Origin of the sequence: Microbacterium sp. APC 3901, assembly GCF_030407765.1 — a bacterium.
Lineage (GTDB): Bacteria > Actinomycetota > Actinomycetes > Actinomycetales > Microbacteriaceae > Microbacterium.
In genome coordinates this window covers 62,504-77,181 of the sequence record NZ_JASDCU010000012.1, presented here as the reverse complement: position 1 = coordinate 77,181, position 14,678 = coordinate 62,504, and the positions used below count along the sequence as shown (strand labels likewise).

The following is a 14,678-nucleotide window of genomic DNA, read 5'->3' as shown; positions in this document are numbered from 1 at the left end:
CATCCGTTTCGTGATCGCATGGCGTCCGAGGCCGCAGGGGAAACGTTGTAGAGTGCGCAGAATGAAAGCTGGGTCAGAGACGACGGCGACTCTGCACGACGTCGCGCGGGCGGCGGGCGTGTCGATCAAGACCGTCTCGAACGTCATCAACGGCTATCCGCACATCCGCCCTGAGACGCGTGAGCGGGTGGAGAAGGCGATCGACCAGCTGCACTATCAACCCAACCGCGCAGCGCGCAGCCTGCGCTCCGGCCGCACCGACATGATCGGGCTGATCGTGCCCGATCTGCGGAACCCCTATTTCGCCGAGCTCGCCGACGATGTCATGCGAGCGGCACGCGAGCGCGGCTTCTCGGTGCTCATCGAGCAGTTCGACCTCGATCGCGAGAGCGAGCTCGCCGCGTTGCGTGACGCCCACCTTCGCGGACTCGACGGGATCCTGCATTCGGTGCTCACTCTCGAGCAGGGCGATGCTGCACTGCTCGAACGCGTGCCCGTGCCGATGGTGCTGCTGGGCGAGCGCCTCTTCGACTCGTCGCGCGATCACGTGACGATGCGCAACACCGAGGGCGCGCAGGCCGCCACCGCTCATCTGCTCGCGCTGGGCCGTCGACGAATTCTCGCTCTCGGCTCGCACCCCAGTGAGGAGTTCGGCTCCCCCGGCCTTCGCCTTCAGGGCTACACCGACGCACTCGCTGCCGCAAGAGTCCCCCTCGACGACAGTCTCGTGGTTCCGGTGGACCTCTGGCATCGGGCCGACGGGGCCGATGCCATGCGCGCCGTGCTCGACGCCGGAGTGCAGTTCGACGGCATCGTCGCCTTCAACGACTCCCTCGCGCTCGGCGCGATGCGGGTGCTCCTCGAACGCGGTGTGCGGGTTCCGGAGGACGTGGCCGTGATCGGCTTCGACGACCTCGACGAGACGCGCTACAGCCTGCCTGCCCTCTCGACGATCAACCCCGGGCGATCCGAGATCGCCCGCACCGCAGTGGATCTTCTCGTCGCACGCATAGGCGGAGCGGATGCCGGGCCTCCCCGCGAGGTCTTCACCGACTTCTCGCTCGTCGAGCGCGAGTCGACCGCCGCCGCCCGCTAGTCGAGCAACCCCCCTCTTGACATGGCTCGATGAAGGCGCGATCATCCATTTACAACGTTTACCTCCATCGTTGTAAACCCGAGCACCACGGCACCCGAGCCGACCTGACACCGCAGTCACAGAAGGGCATCGAAGATGATGATGAGACGAACCATGATGGCCGTCGCCGCGGCGAGCGCGACAGCGCTCGCCCTCGCCGGTTGCTCCGCCCCCGCGGACGACGACCCCACAGGACCCACCACCCTCACGTTCTGGCACGGATACACCGAAGCCGACGGTGAGGTCCTCGACCAGATCGTGGCCGACTTTAACGAGTCGCAAGACGACTACGTCATCGAAACCGAGACCAAGACGTGGGCGGTCATCGACGACACGCTGCTTCCGGCGCTGTCGTCGGACGAGGGCCCGGACATCGTGGCGATGCCCGCAGAGCGGATGCCGGTGTACGCCGACCGCGGGGCATTCGTCGACCTGACCGACTTCTACGCCTCGGACGACAGCAACACCGCCGAGCTCGCCGAGCAGTCGGTCGACATGGTCACCGTCGACGGCACGCCTTATGGAGTGCCGACCGGGTTCGTGCCGCTCTCGGTGTTCTACAACAAGGCGCTCTTCACCGCCGCGGGCATCGACGAGTTCCCCACGACCTGGGACGAATGGGTCGAGGCCGCGAAGGCGCTCACCGTCGATGAAGACGGCGACGGCACCCCCGAGCAGTACGGGCTCGCACTCCCCGATCACGCGACCGTCGCGAACGGGCTGTGGCCGAGCCTGCTGCTCAGCGGTGGCGGCGGAATCGTCGACGGATCGACGGATGCCGTCATCGACTCGAGCGAGAACGCCGAGTCGATCGCCTACTGGGTCGACGCCATCACGAACGACAAGATCTCCCCGACGGGACTCGACGGCATCGGCGCCGACGAGCTCTTCAGCTCAGGCAAGGCGGCGATGCACGTCGGCGGACCGTGGATGTCATTCATCTCGGCCGACAACGACATCGACTACGGCATCGCGGCGATCCCCGCCGGTCCGGAAGATCAGGCGGCATCCGCCATCGGGGTGTCCATGGGCATCACCGAACAGGCCGACGACGCTCAGGTCACGGGCGCCGAGGCGTTCTTCTCCTATTTCTTCCAGGAGGACGTCGCCACCGAGTGGTCGCTCGCGTCGGGATGGCCCCCGCTGCGCACCGACATCCCCCTCGAGTCGGTCGAGTCGAACCCGGTCGTCGTGTCGCTGACTGAGATCGCACCGACCGGTCGCGCGCTGCTTCCCGGCGTGGTCAACAGCGTCGACGTGCTCGCGGCCATCGACACCCTCACTCAGAAGGCCGTCGCAGGAGGCGACCTCGACGAGCTGCTCTCCGCCGCCCAGAGCCAGATCCAGCAGGCCATCAAGTGACTCCGCTCGCGGGAGGGGCGCCCACGTCGCCCCTCCCGCGTCTTTCTTCGAGAAAGCAGCGCCGATGACGACGCAGGCCGCCGCGCCCCCCGCCCGCCGTTCCTATCGCCCACCCGCACCACTGGGTGGGCGCACGCCCCTCCGCCGCAGCAACAGGTACCGCCTGACGGTGATCGCGTTCCTCCTTCCGGCGATCATCATCCTCACGGTGTTCGTCGCATGGCCGATGCTCTCGGCTCTCCGACTGTCGTTCACCGACGCAAGCGGCTTCGGTGACGAGGAGTGGGTCGGGCTGCAGAACTACGTCGACGTCTTCACCGACGCCGGCGTGCTCACCGCGATGGGCAACACCGCGGTGTACTCGCTGCTGTTCACCCCAGTCGTCGTGGTGATCGCGCTGGTCTTCGCCCTGCTGCTCAACAACCGGCTCCTTCCAGGGCGCGGGGCCTTCCGCACGATGCTGTTCCTGCCGTTCATCGTCTCCCTCGCCGTCGCCGCGTTCGCGTGGTCGTACCTCCTCGACCCGCAGATCGGTCTCCTCAACTACTGGCTCCGTGGCTTCGGCATCCGGCTCGGCAATGTCCTGCAGGATCCGGTACTCGCCATGCCGACCGTGGTGCTCGTCGCCGTCTGGAAGAGCTTCGGGTTCTACATGGTGATCTTCCTCGCCGGACTCCAGGACATCCCCGGCAGTCTCTACGAGGCCGCCCGCGTCGACGGCGCGAGCGCCTGGCAGCGGTTCCGCAGCATCACCCTTCCGATGCTCAGCAACTCGCTCGGCTTCGTGCTCATCGTCGCGCTCATCGCCGCGCTGCAGGCGTTCGATCAGATCTACGTGATGACCGGTGGCGGCCCCTACGGCAGCACGCAGACGATCGTCATGGAGATCTACGAATCGGGCTTCCGCAAGCTCGAGCTCGGATTCGCGTCGGCGCTGTCGTACGTCCTGCTGCTCATCACGCTGGTGCTGAGCCTCGTGCAGTTCCTCTTCTTCTCACGCCGAGAGGCGGATGCCTCGTGACCGCGCTCGCTTCTCCGCCCGTCGCGCGCCGGTCGCCCCACGCGACGAGGCGCCGGCTCGCATCCGTCGCTCTGCTGGTCGTCGCGGCGGCGGCGACGCTCGCCGTGATGCTGCCGATCCTCATCATCGTGTTCACCGCCTTCAAGCCGGTGTCCGAGGTGAACGCGTATCCGCCTACGCTCCTGCCGAGCGCATGGACCCTCGACAACTTCACGAGGATCTTCACCGAGCTGCCGTTCGCACGTCTGATATTGAACAGCTTCGTGTTCGCCGGCGGGGTCACCCTGTTCGCTCTGGTCTTCGACTCGCTCGCGGCCTATGCGCTCGCCCGACTCGACTTCCGAGGCAGCAAGGTGCTGCTCATCGCGATCATCGCGAGTCTGATGATCCCGTTCCAGGCGACCCTCATCCCGATCTATCAGCTCGTCTCCGACCTCGGGTGGGTCAACTCCTACGCAGGACTCATCGCGCCCCGAGCCGCCGACGCGTTCGGCATCTTCTTCCTGCGGCAGTTCTTCCTGTCGCTGCCGCGCGACCTCGACAACGCCGCGCGCATCGACGGGGCGAGCGAGTTCCGCATCTTCCGCAGCGTCGTGCTGCCGAACGCGGTGCCCGCACTGCTCACCCTCGGGATCTACATCTTCGTGAACAACTGGAACGACCTCCTCTGGCCGCTGGTGTTCACGACGGATGCCGAGATGGGCACCGTCACGTCAGGACTCACCCTGTTGACAGGACCCGGCGGCATCATCCCTCAGGGCGTCATGATGGCGGGCTCGCTCATCGCCGTGCTGCCGCTCGCCATCGTCTTCCTGCTCATCCAGCGACGCTTCGTCGAAAGCATCGCCTCCACCGGACTGAAGTGACATTCCTATGACCTGGTACCGCGACGGCCTGCTGCACTTCGGCCTCGGCATCGAGAACACCTTCATCCCCCAGGAGCGGCCCGGCGAACGGGCTATCGACGAATACGCCCTCACCGAGCACTACGAGCAGTGGAGCGACGACCTCGGTCTCGCCGCCTCGGTCGGCGCGGAGTTCATGCGCTGGGGCATCCCCTGGCACGTCGTCTCCCCCGAGCGCAACCGGTGGGACTGGTCGTGGACCGATCGGGTGATGGACCGCTTCGGCGAGCTCGGCATCCGCCCCATCGTCGACATCCTGCACTACGGCACACCGTTGTGGATCGACGATCAGTTCGCGCATCCCGACTACCCGCAGCACGTCGCGGAGTACGCGGCGAGGGCGGCAGAGCGCTACCGCGACGTCGCCACCGACTACACACCGGTGAACGAGCCGATGCTGCACTCGCTGTTCAGCGGCGAATACGCCTATTGGCCGCCGTACCGGCAGGGAACCGCAGGGCTCGTCGAGATCGCGACCGCCATCGCGAAGGGATTCGTGCTCACTCAGCGCGCGATAGCCGATGTGCTCGGCGACCGGGCGACGTTCGTGCATGTCGACGCGTCCATGCGGTACGCCGGAGACATCGACGCGCCCGAACACTGGGAGACCGCGCGGCGCTACGCGCATCAGGGCTTCCTGGTCGAGGATCTCGTCACCGGCAAGGTCGACGATCGGCATCCGCTCTGCTCGCTCCTCCGCTCACGCGGCGCCTCGCCTGAGCTCCTCCAGTGGTTCCGCGACAACGCCGTGCAGCCCGACGTGATGGGGGTGAACTACTACCCCCGACACTCGACCGAGCTGTTCGAGACGGGCGTGCACCACGGAGGCGGATTCGCCGACCCGCGGCCGACTCGCGACGACGGAGTGGATGGCCTGAAAGAGATGCTGCGACGCTACGCCGAGCGCTACGGAGCACCGGTCATGCTTGCCGAGACCTGCGTGACCGATGACGCCGAGACACGGATCGCCTGGATGGATGCCTCGGTGAGCGCGGTGGAGCAGCTTCGCGCCGAGGGGACCGATGTGGTCGGGTACACGTGGTGGCCGCTCTTCGACATGTACGAGTGGACCTACCGGCACAGCACCGCGCCCCGCGCGGATCACCTGCTCAGCATGGGACTCTTCGATCTGGTCGAGACGCCCACATCACTCGAGCGCGTGCGCAATCCGGTTGCCGGCCACTTCGCCGCTCATGCACACAGGAGCACGCGTCCGGAGTACGCCCACGCGGAGGCGGGGCACGGATCGCATCCCTTGTCCCCCGAACGGCCGATACCGAAGGCTGCGGACATGCGCGAGGATGGCCTTTTCTGAGGATTGCAAGCGACAGGTGGGGCGCGATGAGGGTCTCTCGATGACGGCACCCGACCAGCCGGTGGATGAGCTGTCCGACTTCGCTGACCTCATGGCGCACGAGCACGAGTTCAGCGGTGATCGGATGAACCCCGCGGTGCGCAGAAGACGCAGGCGACGGGGGCTCCTGATCACCGCCGTCTGCCTCGGCGTGCTGCTGGCCGTGACCGGAGGATACGTCGGGTGGGCACTCACGGCGCCGACGGCTGCGCCGGTGGTGACCACTCGCGCCCCGCAGGTCCCGGTCGGCGATGCTGCCGCGATCCCCACGCACACGGCCGCGGCATCAGCGATCAGCATCGCCGGCGCCGATGCCTATCTGGGTGAGGGCGCAGGCGGGACCTGGTCGGCGACAGGGACGGGCGAACCGCTCCCGATCGCGAGCATCACCAAGCTCATCACCGCCCTCGTCATCCTCGACGCCGCGCCGCTCACCTCCGCGGATGACCCCGGGCCGACCATCACGTTCGACGAGGCCGATCACGATCTGTACGACGAGTACTACGTGCGGGGCGCGACCATCGCTCCGATGCCCACCGGAACCTCGATGTCGCTGCACGATGCCCTGGCCGTCATGCTCATCCCCTCCGCGAGCAACTACGCCGAGGCGCTGTCATCGCGGATCTTCGGCTCGCAGGACGCGTTCCTCGGCGCGACGCGCGATTGGCTCGCATCCCACGGGCTCACCGGAACGACGATCACGGAGCCCACCGGCATCAGTCCGCGCAACACGAGCACGCCCGCCGACCTGCTGGCCATCGCGAAGCTCTCTGCCGCACATCCGGCGATCGCGAAGATCGTCTCGACGTCATCGATCTCGATACCCGGCGCCGGCCCGCTGTACAACACCAACGGTCTCCTCGGCACGGCCGGGATCACCGGGCTGAAGACCGGGAACCTGGGCGAGGGCGCCCACAACCTGCTGTACACGGCGACACTCGATGTGGGCGCGGCCGATCCGCTCGCGGTCACCGGGGTCGTCCTCGGGGGATCATCGCGCGAGTCGGTGAACGCCACGGTGATCGCCGCACTCGACAGCATCCGCTCCGGTTTCCACCAGGTTCCCGTCGCGACCCAAGGTCAGGAGATCGGGTCCATCTCGACGCCGTGGGGGTCCGCGGCCGAGATCGTCATCGGCGAGAGCGCATCGATCTTCACCTGGTCGGACACTCCGATCGAGCTGACGATGGACATGGAGACCCCCACCGAATACCTCGACGGCGCCGTCGTGGGAAGCGTCACCTGGACGGCCGGACCGAACACCGTCACCGCACCCGTGACGATCGAGGGGAGCATCGACCCGCCCAGCGAGTGGTGGCGACTCACCCACCCGTCCGAACTCGATTCCCCGATGGATGCCGGGGGCTGAGGGCGGCCCGAAGCCCGAGCGCCGGCTGAGGCAGCGGCGGCGTCACTGAGATCTCGCCGGGTGCGCACGAAGAGAAGAAGGAGGCGGCTCGCGGGAACGAGCCACCTCCTTCCGTGCGACGGGTGGGATCCCGTCGCGGTGGGGGGCTGGGGAACTGCCCTCCCGGTGTGGTCACATGCGCTGGGGAGCGGTCATGTGACACGCGGGCGAGAGGGGTATGGCTCGCCCGGTGATGAGGAGATCGTCGCGCGGGCCCGACGTCGGATGCCCGCACCAGCCGTCTCCCGTCTGGGGGTCATCTCGCCGGGATCGGATGCGTCGGGACGCCGTCGACGACCGTGAGGAGCACGCGGGCGCTCGTGAGCTCCTGCGGCGACGCTTCGAGCGGATCGACATCCACGACGACGAGGTCGGCGGTGGCGCCGGCGACGACACGACCACCGTCGGATGCCACGGCGCGATGCGCGTGCGTGGTGTATCCCTCGAGCGCTTCCGACGCCGTCAGCGCTTGGTCCGCTCCCACCACGGTGGACCGAGGGGCGCTCACGGACCTGCGAAGCCGAGCATCCGCCATGATCTCCCACGGATCGAACGCCGCGACCGGCCAGTCCGAGCCGAGGGCGAGCACTGCACCGCTGCGGCGAACGTCTCCGGTGCGCCACGCGCGTCCGGCCCGCTCGGGCCCGAGTCTGCGTGACCAGTCGTCGCTCCCATCGCCGCGCACGTGGTGCGTGCAGTGCGTGGGCTGCATGCTCGCCACTATCCCGCTGCGCGCGATGAGGTCGATCACATCGTCGTCGACTGTCTCGATGTGCTCGATGCGGTGCGGCACGCCCCCGGCGGGCAGCGCGGCGAGAGTCTCCGCGGCGAACCTGATTCCCTGATCGCCGATCGCGTGCGTCGCAGTGGGAACCCCCGCGTCGTCGAACAGTCGCACCCTGGCGGCGTACGCCTCTGCCGGCTGCCAGGCCGATGCCCGCCCCTCACCGTCGGAGTCCGGCTGCGCGAGCCAGGCGGTCCCACCCTCGACGGTGCCGTCGATGAAGAACTTCACGCCCTCGATCCGGTAGCGCCGCCCTCCCTGCCCCTGGGCGGCGATCAGGTCGGCGACCTCGGCGTCGGTCGTCGTGGGCTGGCACCAGGGCGAGATGCGCAGCCGCACCGGCAGATCGCCGTCCGACTCGATCGCTGCGAGAAGGTCGAGTGCGTCGGAGTCCTGCAGATCCATCACGTGCGCGGACGCGATGCCGACCGCCGCCATGTCGCGGAGGAGGGATCTCAGCTGCAGGACTCGGTCGTCGAAGGTGTGCGGGGGCATCGCCTTCTCGACGAGCTCCATCGTCGGGAACTCGATGACGTGACCGGTCAGCGCACCCGACGCGTCGCCTGCCGCGCCCGACCCGTCCGGGTAGGCGATCGGGGTGTCGATCCCGGCGAGGGTGAGAGCCGACGCCGAGGCGATGCCTGAGTGCGCATCGAACATCTTCACGTAGGCGAGCCGTTCGGCGCCGAGCACGTCATGCAGCGCGGCATTGCTGATCGGGCGCCCTTCGAATGCGCTGGGGTCGAGTCCCCATGCCGAGAACCACTCCTCACCGCGCTGGGCATCACGACCCCTTTCCAGGGCTGCGATCAGTTCGGCATACGTGCGCACGCCGACCAATGAGATGCCGCGCACGATGCCGAGGCTGTAGATCGGGTGGCTGTGAGCGTCGACGAGGCCCGGGATGATCGTGGCCTGCGGATGCGTGATGAGGTGAGTGGAGGGTCGGGCGAGGGGCAGGATCTCGGCTCGCGGTCCGACGGCGGTGATGGTGCCGTCGGTGATGGCGACGGCATCTGCGGCGAGGTCGCCTGAGCCGTCGAGCGTGCGGACGCGGGCGGCGATGATGATCGTGTCGACCATGCTCACTCCTTGAGGTCGAGAGTCGGCGTTGCGCGGCGGAAGAACCGGGTCACGATGAGCAGCAGCACGAGACCGACGACCAGCCAGGCTCCACCGACCATGAAGGTCGAGCCGCTGAGGTTCGTCCACAACCACACGGTCAGCGCGAAGCCGATGCCGGGCAGCACGAGGTTGTTCACGGCATCCCATCCGCGTCGTTCGCCGCGGTCGACGAAGTAGTGCTTGATGACCGAGAGGTTGACGCAGGAGAAGGCGATGAGCGCACCGAAGCTGATCATGTTCGACACCGTGAGCAGGTCGGCGAAGAGCGCGCAGAGCGAGACGGCGGAGACGATGACGATGGGAATCACCGGTGTTCCAAACCGCGCGCTGAGACGGCCGAACACCGCTCGCGGCAGCACACCGTCACGGCCCATGGCGAACAGGATGCGCGAGACGGAGGCTTGGGCGGTGAGCGCTGAGCCGACGCAGCCAGCCACGAATCCGGCGATGAACAGCACCGAGACCCACTGCTGCCCGAACGAGGCGACGACTTCGATGCTCGCGGTGTCTGCTGTCTCGAAGTCGTTCGACGGGTAGGCGATCTGGGCGAGGTACGTGAGCAGGATGAACAGCAGGCCCGCGCCGATCGTCACGATCATGATCGCTCGGGGGACCGTTCGCCGCGAGTCCTTCGCCTCTTCGGCGAGCGTCGACACGGAGTCGAATCCGAGGAACGACAGGCAGAGGATCGCCGCGCCCTGGAACAGCGGCAGGAAGCCGTCGACCGTTCCGTCACCCGTGAAGGGTGCGAGTGGGTCGACACCCTGCCCGCCCGCCGCGGCGACCGCCAAGGCGATGAAGGTGACGATGAACACGGTCTGCACGGCGATGATCACGAAGTTCGCGCGAGCGACGGAGACGATGCCGACGATGTTGAGAACGGTCACCAGGGCGATGGCCGCGACGATCCAGACCCACGTCGGAACGCCGGGGAAGGTGTCCCCCATGTACAGGCCGATGATCAGGTAGTTGATCATCGGCAGGAAGAGGTAGTCCAACAGCAGCGCCCACCCCGCGAGGAAACCGAGGGCGCCGCCGAACGATTGCTGCGTGTACACGTACGCCGAGCCGGAGTACGGATACGCGATCGACATGCGTGCGTACGAGCGCGCGGTGAACGCCATCGCTGCGAGGGTGATGATGTAGGTCGCTGCGACTCGGCCGCCGGTGAGCTCGGTGACGATGCCGTAGGTCGTGAACGCGGTCAACGGCACCATGTAGACGAGGCCGAAGAGCACGAGCGACGGGACACCGAGCACCCGCTTGAAGCGGCCCCGGGTCACTTGAGCGGTCAGTTGAGTCGGTGTTACGGATGATGCATCGGGAGAGAGCTGAGACATGTGGGCTCCTGCGTCAGGTGTGACATCGTCGTCACGCCGCCGGAATCGGGCTGATCCGGCAGGTGGTGACACCGTAGCAATATCGATAAAGCACACGCAAGCTATATATCGGAGGCCAGGTCAGATGTCTCGTCTCTCGTCGCGAGAAAGCCGAGCGGGACTCCCGGGTCAGGAGGTTTCTACGAGCTCGCTGCCCAAGGTCGACGCACGCCGGTTCACGACGATCGGCACGACAGTGCGCAGCGGTGCTGCACTCACTGACGCCTCCTGGGCGGCATCCTGATCGATGACGTCCAGCGCCGCGCGCACGCACCGACGCCCGATCTCGCGAGGATGCAGGTCGATTGCCGTGATCGACGGCTGCGTGAGAGCCAGCACCTCGGAATCGACCAGCGCCGCGACGAGAAGGTCGTCGCCGACGCGCCGCCCGAGGCGTTGCGCACTCGTGACGACGCTGAGCACCGTGCCGTCCGTCACGGCGAGGATGGCATCGACCGGGTCGTCGGCTTCGGACAGCAGGGCCGAGACCGCGTCATGGATCACCTCAGGCGCTGCCGGATGGGCGACTTCGGAGACACGAGGACGAACGTCGTGCTCGATGCACCACGACTCGAAGGCTGTGCGCACGGTGAGCGCCCAGTCCCCCTGGAACGCGGTGAACAGGATCGCCGGGCGACGTGCGCCCTGCTGATGCAGATGATCCATCAGTTCGTGCACCGCAGGTTCATGCTCACTCGTCACCGTCGCGCGCGGCTCGGGAAGACCCGCCGGAACAGGCTCGCCGGTGACGACGGGGATCCTGCCGTCGAGCAGCGTGCGCACGACAGGATCCTGCAGATCAGGGTCGAGCACGATCACAGCGTCGGCGGGCAGCTGATTGACCTGCTCGGGCCCGAGCAGGGTGGGCAGCATGAAGACGATCATCCCCGCACGATCCGCCTCCTCGACGATGCCGAAGGTCGCCTCCATGTAGTACGACATCGCCGTGCTGTCAGGAGGCAGGCGCAGTGCGAGCATTCCCGTGCGTGACCCCTTGAGATTTCGGGCGACTGCGTTCGGGCGGTATCCCAGCTCGGCCGCGACGCCGAGCACACGCTGGCGCATCTCATCGGACACCCGCCCGCGCCCCGTGATCGCGAACGATGCGGTCGAACGTGACACACCGAGCCGGTCGGCGATGTCCTGCAGAGTCACCGCACGGTCTGAACGCATGATCCGAAGATACCGCGGGGTCGCTTGCGATCACGCCTCCGCGACATCACCTCGTACCCCCGACGCCCACCCGACACGACCCGCCGTTCAGGCCATGGCGTCGCGCACGAGCGCGGTGTCGACGAATTGCTCGAATCGGACGATCAGCCCGCCTCTCACGACGAACGCGTGGGCGACACGAACGTCGAGCGGCTTGCCCGTCGCGCGGCGGGTCGCGGTGTAGCGGGCCAGCACGACGACGTTCTCTCCATCGACCACGTAGCTGTCATCGTGGGCCGTCCAATCGACCCACTCCGCGCCGAGCTTCTCCATCACAGCCGAGGTCACACCCTCCGGAGTGCGATAGGTGCCGGCCAGCGGGAAGCCGGCCATCTCCTTCCACTCGACATCGGGCGCGAGCGTCGCCCGCAAGGCGTCGAGGTCTCCGGCAGCGGAGGCGATGTACTGCCTCCGCACGACATCCCGGGGAGCCGCCGACAGTTCGACCGCGGTGCTCTCGTTCAGCCCCATGTCATCTCACCCTTCGCGACCTTCGGGCCGATCTGAGCGGCGATCAGCATGCCGGCGGACGGATAGAGATCGATGAGCGTCGCTGTGGCCGCGTCCGCACTGGCGGACTGCGCGAGGATCGTCTCGAAGGCCTGGAGGTAGGTGCGCGTGTAGTCGATGGCACTCGCATCCGTGGCCGTGCCGGGAACGCGATGGCCCGGAACCACCAATACGGGGTCGAGTGCCTGCATCTCGTCGAGGAGAGCAATCCATGCGGCGCGCGATTCCGGCGTCTCGGTGTCGGCGGTCCACACGTGCTCCTGCTGGAAGAGGAGAACACCACCGAGGACGGCTCGATGCTCGGCGCTCCAGAGGTAGTGGCGATCGGGCAGCACCGTCGACCCACCCTTGAGCTCGAGTCGCTGTCCGTCGACGATCAGCGCATCCGAGTCGAGTGGGGCGAGGTCCACGAGGCGAGTCGGGAGGTTGGCGCCGAGGGCCGCCCAGGCCTTCAGCTTCCCTTCGAAGGAGGCGCGGATGTGCTCGATGACGACCGGAGTGGCGACGAGCGCTGCATCGGGAAACGCGTCCGCGATCGCCTCGAGGCCGAAATAGAAGTCCGGATCGGCGTGACTGACGAAGACCGTGGTCAGCCGCTTCCCGGAGTCGAGGATCGCGGCGACGAGACGGTGGCCGTCCGCCCGCGTGAAGCCTGCGTCGATGAGCAGCGCTTCGGTCTCGCCGGTCACGAGGACCGCGGACTTGTTCTTCGACCCGGCTGGGAAGTCGAGGTCGAAGACATCGAAGTTCAGGGACATAGAGGTGATTCCTTCCGTAGCGAGCTCGGAGTCCGAGCCTGAGCGCGAATCACTCGCGCATCAGAGACAACAAAAGCTGACTGCTCAGCTATTCCGGATCTCTTCGAGTGATTCCGGTGCCGACTCCCGGCGCCACGCAGCGGCGTACGCTGATGTGGTGAGCAATGACCACGAGTTCGCGTCAGCGGAGGACGCGGCGAACGATCCGCGGATACTCATGTTCGGCCGCTTGCTGGGAGCAGCCAACGGGCTGGAGTATCTGCTGGGCAAGGCTCTCGAGGAGGCGACCGGTCTCACTCACTCGCTCTTCGAACTGCTCCTGATCGTCGGTCGTGCGGGCGAAGGTGGGATCTCCACGAACGGCATCGCGCAGGCCAAAGTGCTCACCTCAGGCGGCGCGACCAGGCTCGTGCATCGCGGTGTGCAACTGGGGCTGGTGAGTCGCCGTGCGTCGACCGATGACCGGCGCGTTCAGATCGTCGAACTCACCCCGAAAGGCGAGCGCGCGGCCGTGGAGGCGTCTGCGATCCACGCGCGCAACATCGAGCAGCTCGTGCTCGCCGCGCTCCCGGCGAGTGATCTCGACTCGTTCGCGGAGTCCGTCAAGACGCTCAGCAAGCACGCCGCGAGAGTGCTCCCGGTGATGCCGTGAGCCAGAACCATCTGCTTCGTGCCTACGGGCGGATGAGCACCTTCAGCGCTTCGCGGGAGTCCATGAGCCGATAGGCCTCTGCGATGTCGTCGAGCGGCAGTTCCCGGTCGAAGACCCTGCCCGGATCGATCGTGCCGTCGAGGACCTGCGGAATGGCCGCTTCGAGGTAGGCGCGCACCGTCGCCGGCCCACCCGTGAGTGTGGCGTTCTTGCCGAACAGCGACATGAACCCGACCGCTGCGTTCTCGTACTGGGGGACGCCGACGCGCGAGACGACGCCGCCCGGGCGCACGACTCCGTAGGCCTGCTCGTAGGCGGGCATGTGTCCGACGGCTTCGAGGACGACGTGCGCGCCCTCTCCGTTCGTCAGCGCCAGAACCTTCGCGACGCCTTCTTCGCCGCGTTCGGCGACGACATCGGTCGCGCCGAACTCGCGACCGAGATCGGTGCGCGCGGTGTGGCGTCCCATCAGGATGACCTTCTCGGCACCGAGCTGCTTGGCCGCCAGGACCGCGGAGAGGCCGACGGCTCCGTCGCCGATGACGACGACGGTCTTTCCGGCCTCGACGCCCCCACGGATGGCTGCGTGATACCCGGTGAGGTAGACATCAGACAGGGTGAGCAGCGAGGGCATGAGTGTCTCGTCGGTGCCCGCGGGGATCGCGACGGCGGTGCCGTCGGCATACGGGATGCGGAGCTTCTCAGCCTGCGTGGCCGACGCCGCGCCGTCGAAGAATCCGCCGTGCACGCACGAGGTGGTGATGCCGTCTCGGCAGTAGGCGCAGGTGCCATCCGACCATGCGAACGGCACGATGACGGTGTCGCCGATGGTGAGGGTGGTGACGTCGTCGCCGATCTGCTCGACCACACCGATGGCCTCGTGACCCATATGGCGCCCCTCGGGGGTGTCGCCGAGGTCGTGGTACGGGTGCAGGTCTGACCCGCAGACGCAGGCGTAGGTGACGCGGATGATCGCGTCAGTGGGTGCTTCGATCGTGGGCTCGGGAACGTCGACGACGCGGACGTCACCGGCGGAGTACATGAGTGTTGCGCGCATGATGCTGCTTCTCTTT

General features: G+C 67.2%; 13 protein-coding genes. 7 read left to right on the top strand and 6 right to left on the bottom strand.

Going from position 1 to position 14,678, the window contains the following annotated elements; all coding sequences use genetic code 11:
• Positions 1-61 precede the first annotated feature (61 nt).
• The 6 genes from QMA07_RS12340 (at position 62) to QMA07_RS12315 (ending at position 7,146) form a co-directional block, all read left to right on the top strand.
• The gene (locus QMA07_RS12340) at positions 62-1,096 is read left to right on the top strand and encodes a LacI family DNA-binding transcriptional regulator (protein ID WP_290162272.1); all 1,035 of its coding nucleotides are present in this window, start codon (positions 62-64) and stop codon (positions 1,094-1,096) included.
• A gap of 141 nt (positions 1,097-1,237) precedes the next feature.
• Entirely contained in the window at positions 1,238-2,497 is a 1,260-nt protein-coding gene (locus QMA07_RS12335; RefSeq protein ID WP_290162268.1) for an ABC transporter substrate-binding protein, read from the top strand.
• Positions 2,498-2,561: 64 nt separating this feature from the next.
• Positions 2,562-3,518 carry a sugar ABC transporter permease gene (locus QMA07_RS12330; protein WP_290162265.1) on the top strand — a complete coding sequence of 319 codons (957 nt, stop codon included), beginning with the start codon at positions 2,562-2,564 and terminating at the stop codon, positions 3,516-3,518.
• The gene (locus QMA07_RS12325) at positions 3,515-4,384 is read left to right on the top strand and encodes a carbohydrate ABC transporter permease (protein ID WP_290162263.1); all 870 of its coding nucleotides are present in this window, start codon (positions 3,515-3,517) and stop codon (positions 4,382-4,384) included. Before QMA07_RS12330 ends, QMA07_RS12325 begins: the two co-directional genes overlap by 4 nt.
• 7 nt (positions 4,385-4,391) lie before the next feature.
• Positions 4,392-5,738, top strand: a complete 1,347-nt coding sequence (locus QMA07_RS12320; protein ID WP_290162261.1) for a family 1 glycosylhydrolase — start codon at positions 4,392-4,394, stop codon at positions 5,736-5,738.
• 40 nt (positions 5,739-5,778) lie between these two features.
• Positions 5,779-7,146: a D-alanyl-D-alanine carboxypeptidase gene (locus QMA07_RS12315; RefSeq protein WP_290162259.1), complete on the top strand. Its 1,368-nt coding sequence runs from the start codon at positions 5,779-5,781 to the stop codon at positions 7,144-7,146.
• Between the two features lie 295 nt (positions 7,147-7,441).
• Here QMA07_RS12315 and QMA07_RS12310 read toward each other — a convergent pair whose 3' ends face one another.
• The 5 genes from QMA07_RS12310 to QMA07_RS12290 all read right to left on the bottom strand — a co-directional run bounded on the left by QMA07_RS12310 (position 7,442) and on the right by QMA07_RS12290 (position 12,953).
• Positions 7,442-9,052 (bottom strand): amidohydrolase family protein, encoded by a 1,611-nt coding sequence (locus QMA07_RS12310; protein WP_290162257.1) that lies wholly within the window; start codon positions 9,050-9,052, stop codon positions 7,442-7,444.
• Between the two features lie 2 nt (positions 9,053-9,054).
• Positions 9,055-10,377 (bottom strand): APC family permease, encoded by a 1,323-nt coding sequence (locus QMA07_RS12305; RefSeq protein WP_290162255.1) that lies wholly within the window; start codon positions 10,375-10,377, stop codon positions 9,055-9,057.
• Between the two features lie 225 nt (positions 10,378-10,602).
• The gene (locus tag QMA07_RS12300) at positions 10,603-11,646 is read right to left on the bottom strand and encodes a LacI family DNA-binding transcriptional regulator (RefSeq protein WP_290162253.1); all 1,044 of its coding nucleotides are present in this window, start codon (positions 11,644-11,646) and stop codon (positions 10,603-10,605) included.
• A gap of 87 nt (positions 11,647-11,733) precedes the next feature.
• Positions 11,734-12,156 (bottom strand): nuclear transport factor 2 family protein, encoded by a 423-nt coding sequence (locus QMA07_RS12295; protein WP_290162251.1) that lies wholly within the window; start codon positions 12,154-12,156, stop codon positions 11,734-11,736.
• Positions 12,147-12,953 (bottom strand): MBL fold metallo-hydrolase, encoded by an 807-nt coding sequence (locus QMA07_RS12290; protein ID WP_290162249.1) that lies wholly within the window; start codon positions 12,951-12,953, stop codon positions 12,147-12,149. Before QMA07_RS12290 ends, QMA07_RS12295 begins: the two co-directional genes overlap by 10 nt.
• Positions 12,954-13,110: 157 nt before the next feature.
• Between QMA07_RS12290 and QMA07_RS12285 the strand changes: the two genes are divergently transcribed.
• Positions 13,111-13,605 (top strand): MarR family transcriptional regulator, encoded by a 495-nt coding sequence (locus QMA07_RS12285; RefSeq protein ID WP_290162247.1) that lies wholly within the window; start codon positions 13,111-13,113, stop codon positions 13,603-13,605.
• 22 nt (positions 13,606-13,627) lie between these two features.
• Here the strand turns inward: QMA07_RS12285 and QMA07_RS12280 are convergent, their stop codons facing one another.
• A complete protein-coding gene (locus QMA07_RS12280; RefSeq protein ID WP_290162244.1) occupies positions 13,628-14,662 on the bottom strand; it encodes an alcohol dehydrogenase catalytic domain-containing protein in 1,035 nt (344 codons plus the stop codon).
• Positions 14,663-14,678: the final 16 nt, after the last annotated feature.

Excerpts from the sequence above, each read along its gene's own strand:
- QMA07_RS12340 (WP_290162272.1), top strand. The coding sequence starts at position 62 with ATGAAAGCTGGGTCAGAGACGACGGCGACTCTGCACGACGTCGCGCGG.
- QMA07_RS12335 (WP_290162268.1), top strand. The coding sequence starts at position 1,238 with ATGAGACGAACCATGATGGCCGTCGCCGCGGCGAGCGCGACAGCGCTC.
- QMA07_RS12330 (WP_290162265.1), top strand. The coding sequence starts at position 2,562 with ATGACGACGCAGGCCGCCGCGCCCCCCGCCCGCCGTTCCTATCGCCCA.
- QMA07_RS12320 (WP_290162261.1), top strand. The coding sequence starts at position 4,392 with ATGACCTGGTACCGCGACGGCCTGCTGCACTTCGGCCTCGGCATCGAG.
- QMA07_RS12315 (WP_290162259.1), top strand. The coding sequence starts at position 5,779 with ATGACGGCACCCGACCAGCCGGTGGATGAGCTGTCCGACTTCGCTGAC.
- QMA07_RS12310 (WP_290162257.1), bottom strand. The coding sequence starts at position 9,052 with ATGGTCGACACGATCATCATCGCCGCCCGCGTCCGCACGCTCGACGGC.
- QMA07_RS12300 (WP_290162253.1), bottom strand. The coding sequence starts at position 11,646 with ATGCGTTCAGACCGTGCGGTGACTCTGCAGGACATCGCCGACCGGCTC.
- QMA07_RS12295 (WP_290162251.1), bottom strand. The coding sequence starts at position 12,156 with ATGGGGCTGAACGAGAGCACCGCGGTCGAACTGTCGGCGGCTCCCCGG.
- QMA07_RS12290 (WP_290162249.1), bottom strand. The coding sequence starts at position 12,953 with ATGTCCCTGAACTTCGATGTCTTCGACCTCGACTTCCCAGCCGGGTCG.
- QMA07_RS12280 (WP_290162244.1), bottom strand. The coding sequence starts at position 14,662 with ATGCGCGCAACACTCATGTACTCCGCCGGTGACGTCCGCGTCGTCGAC.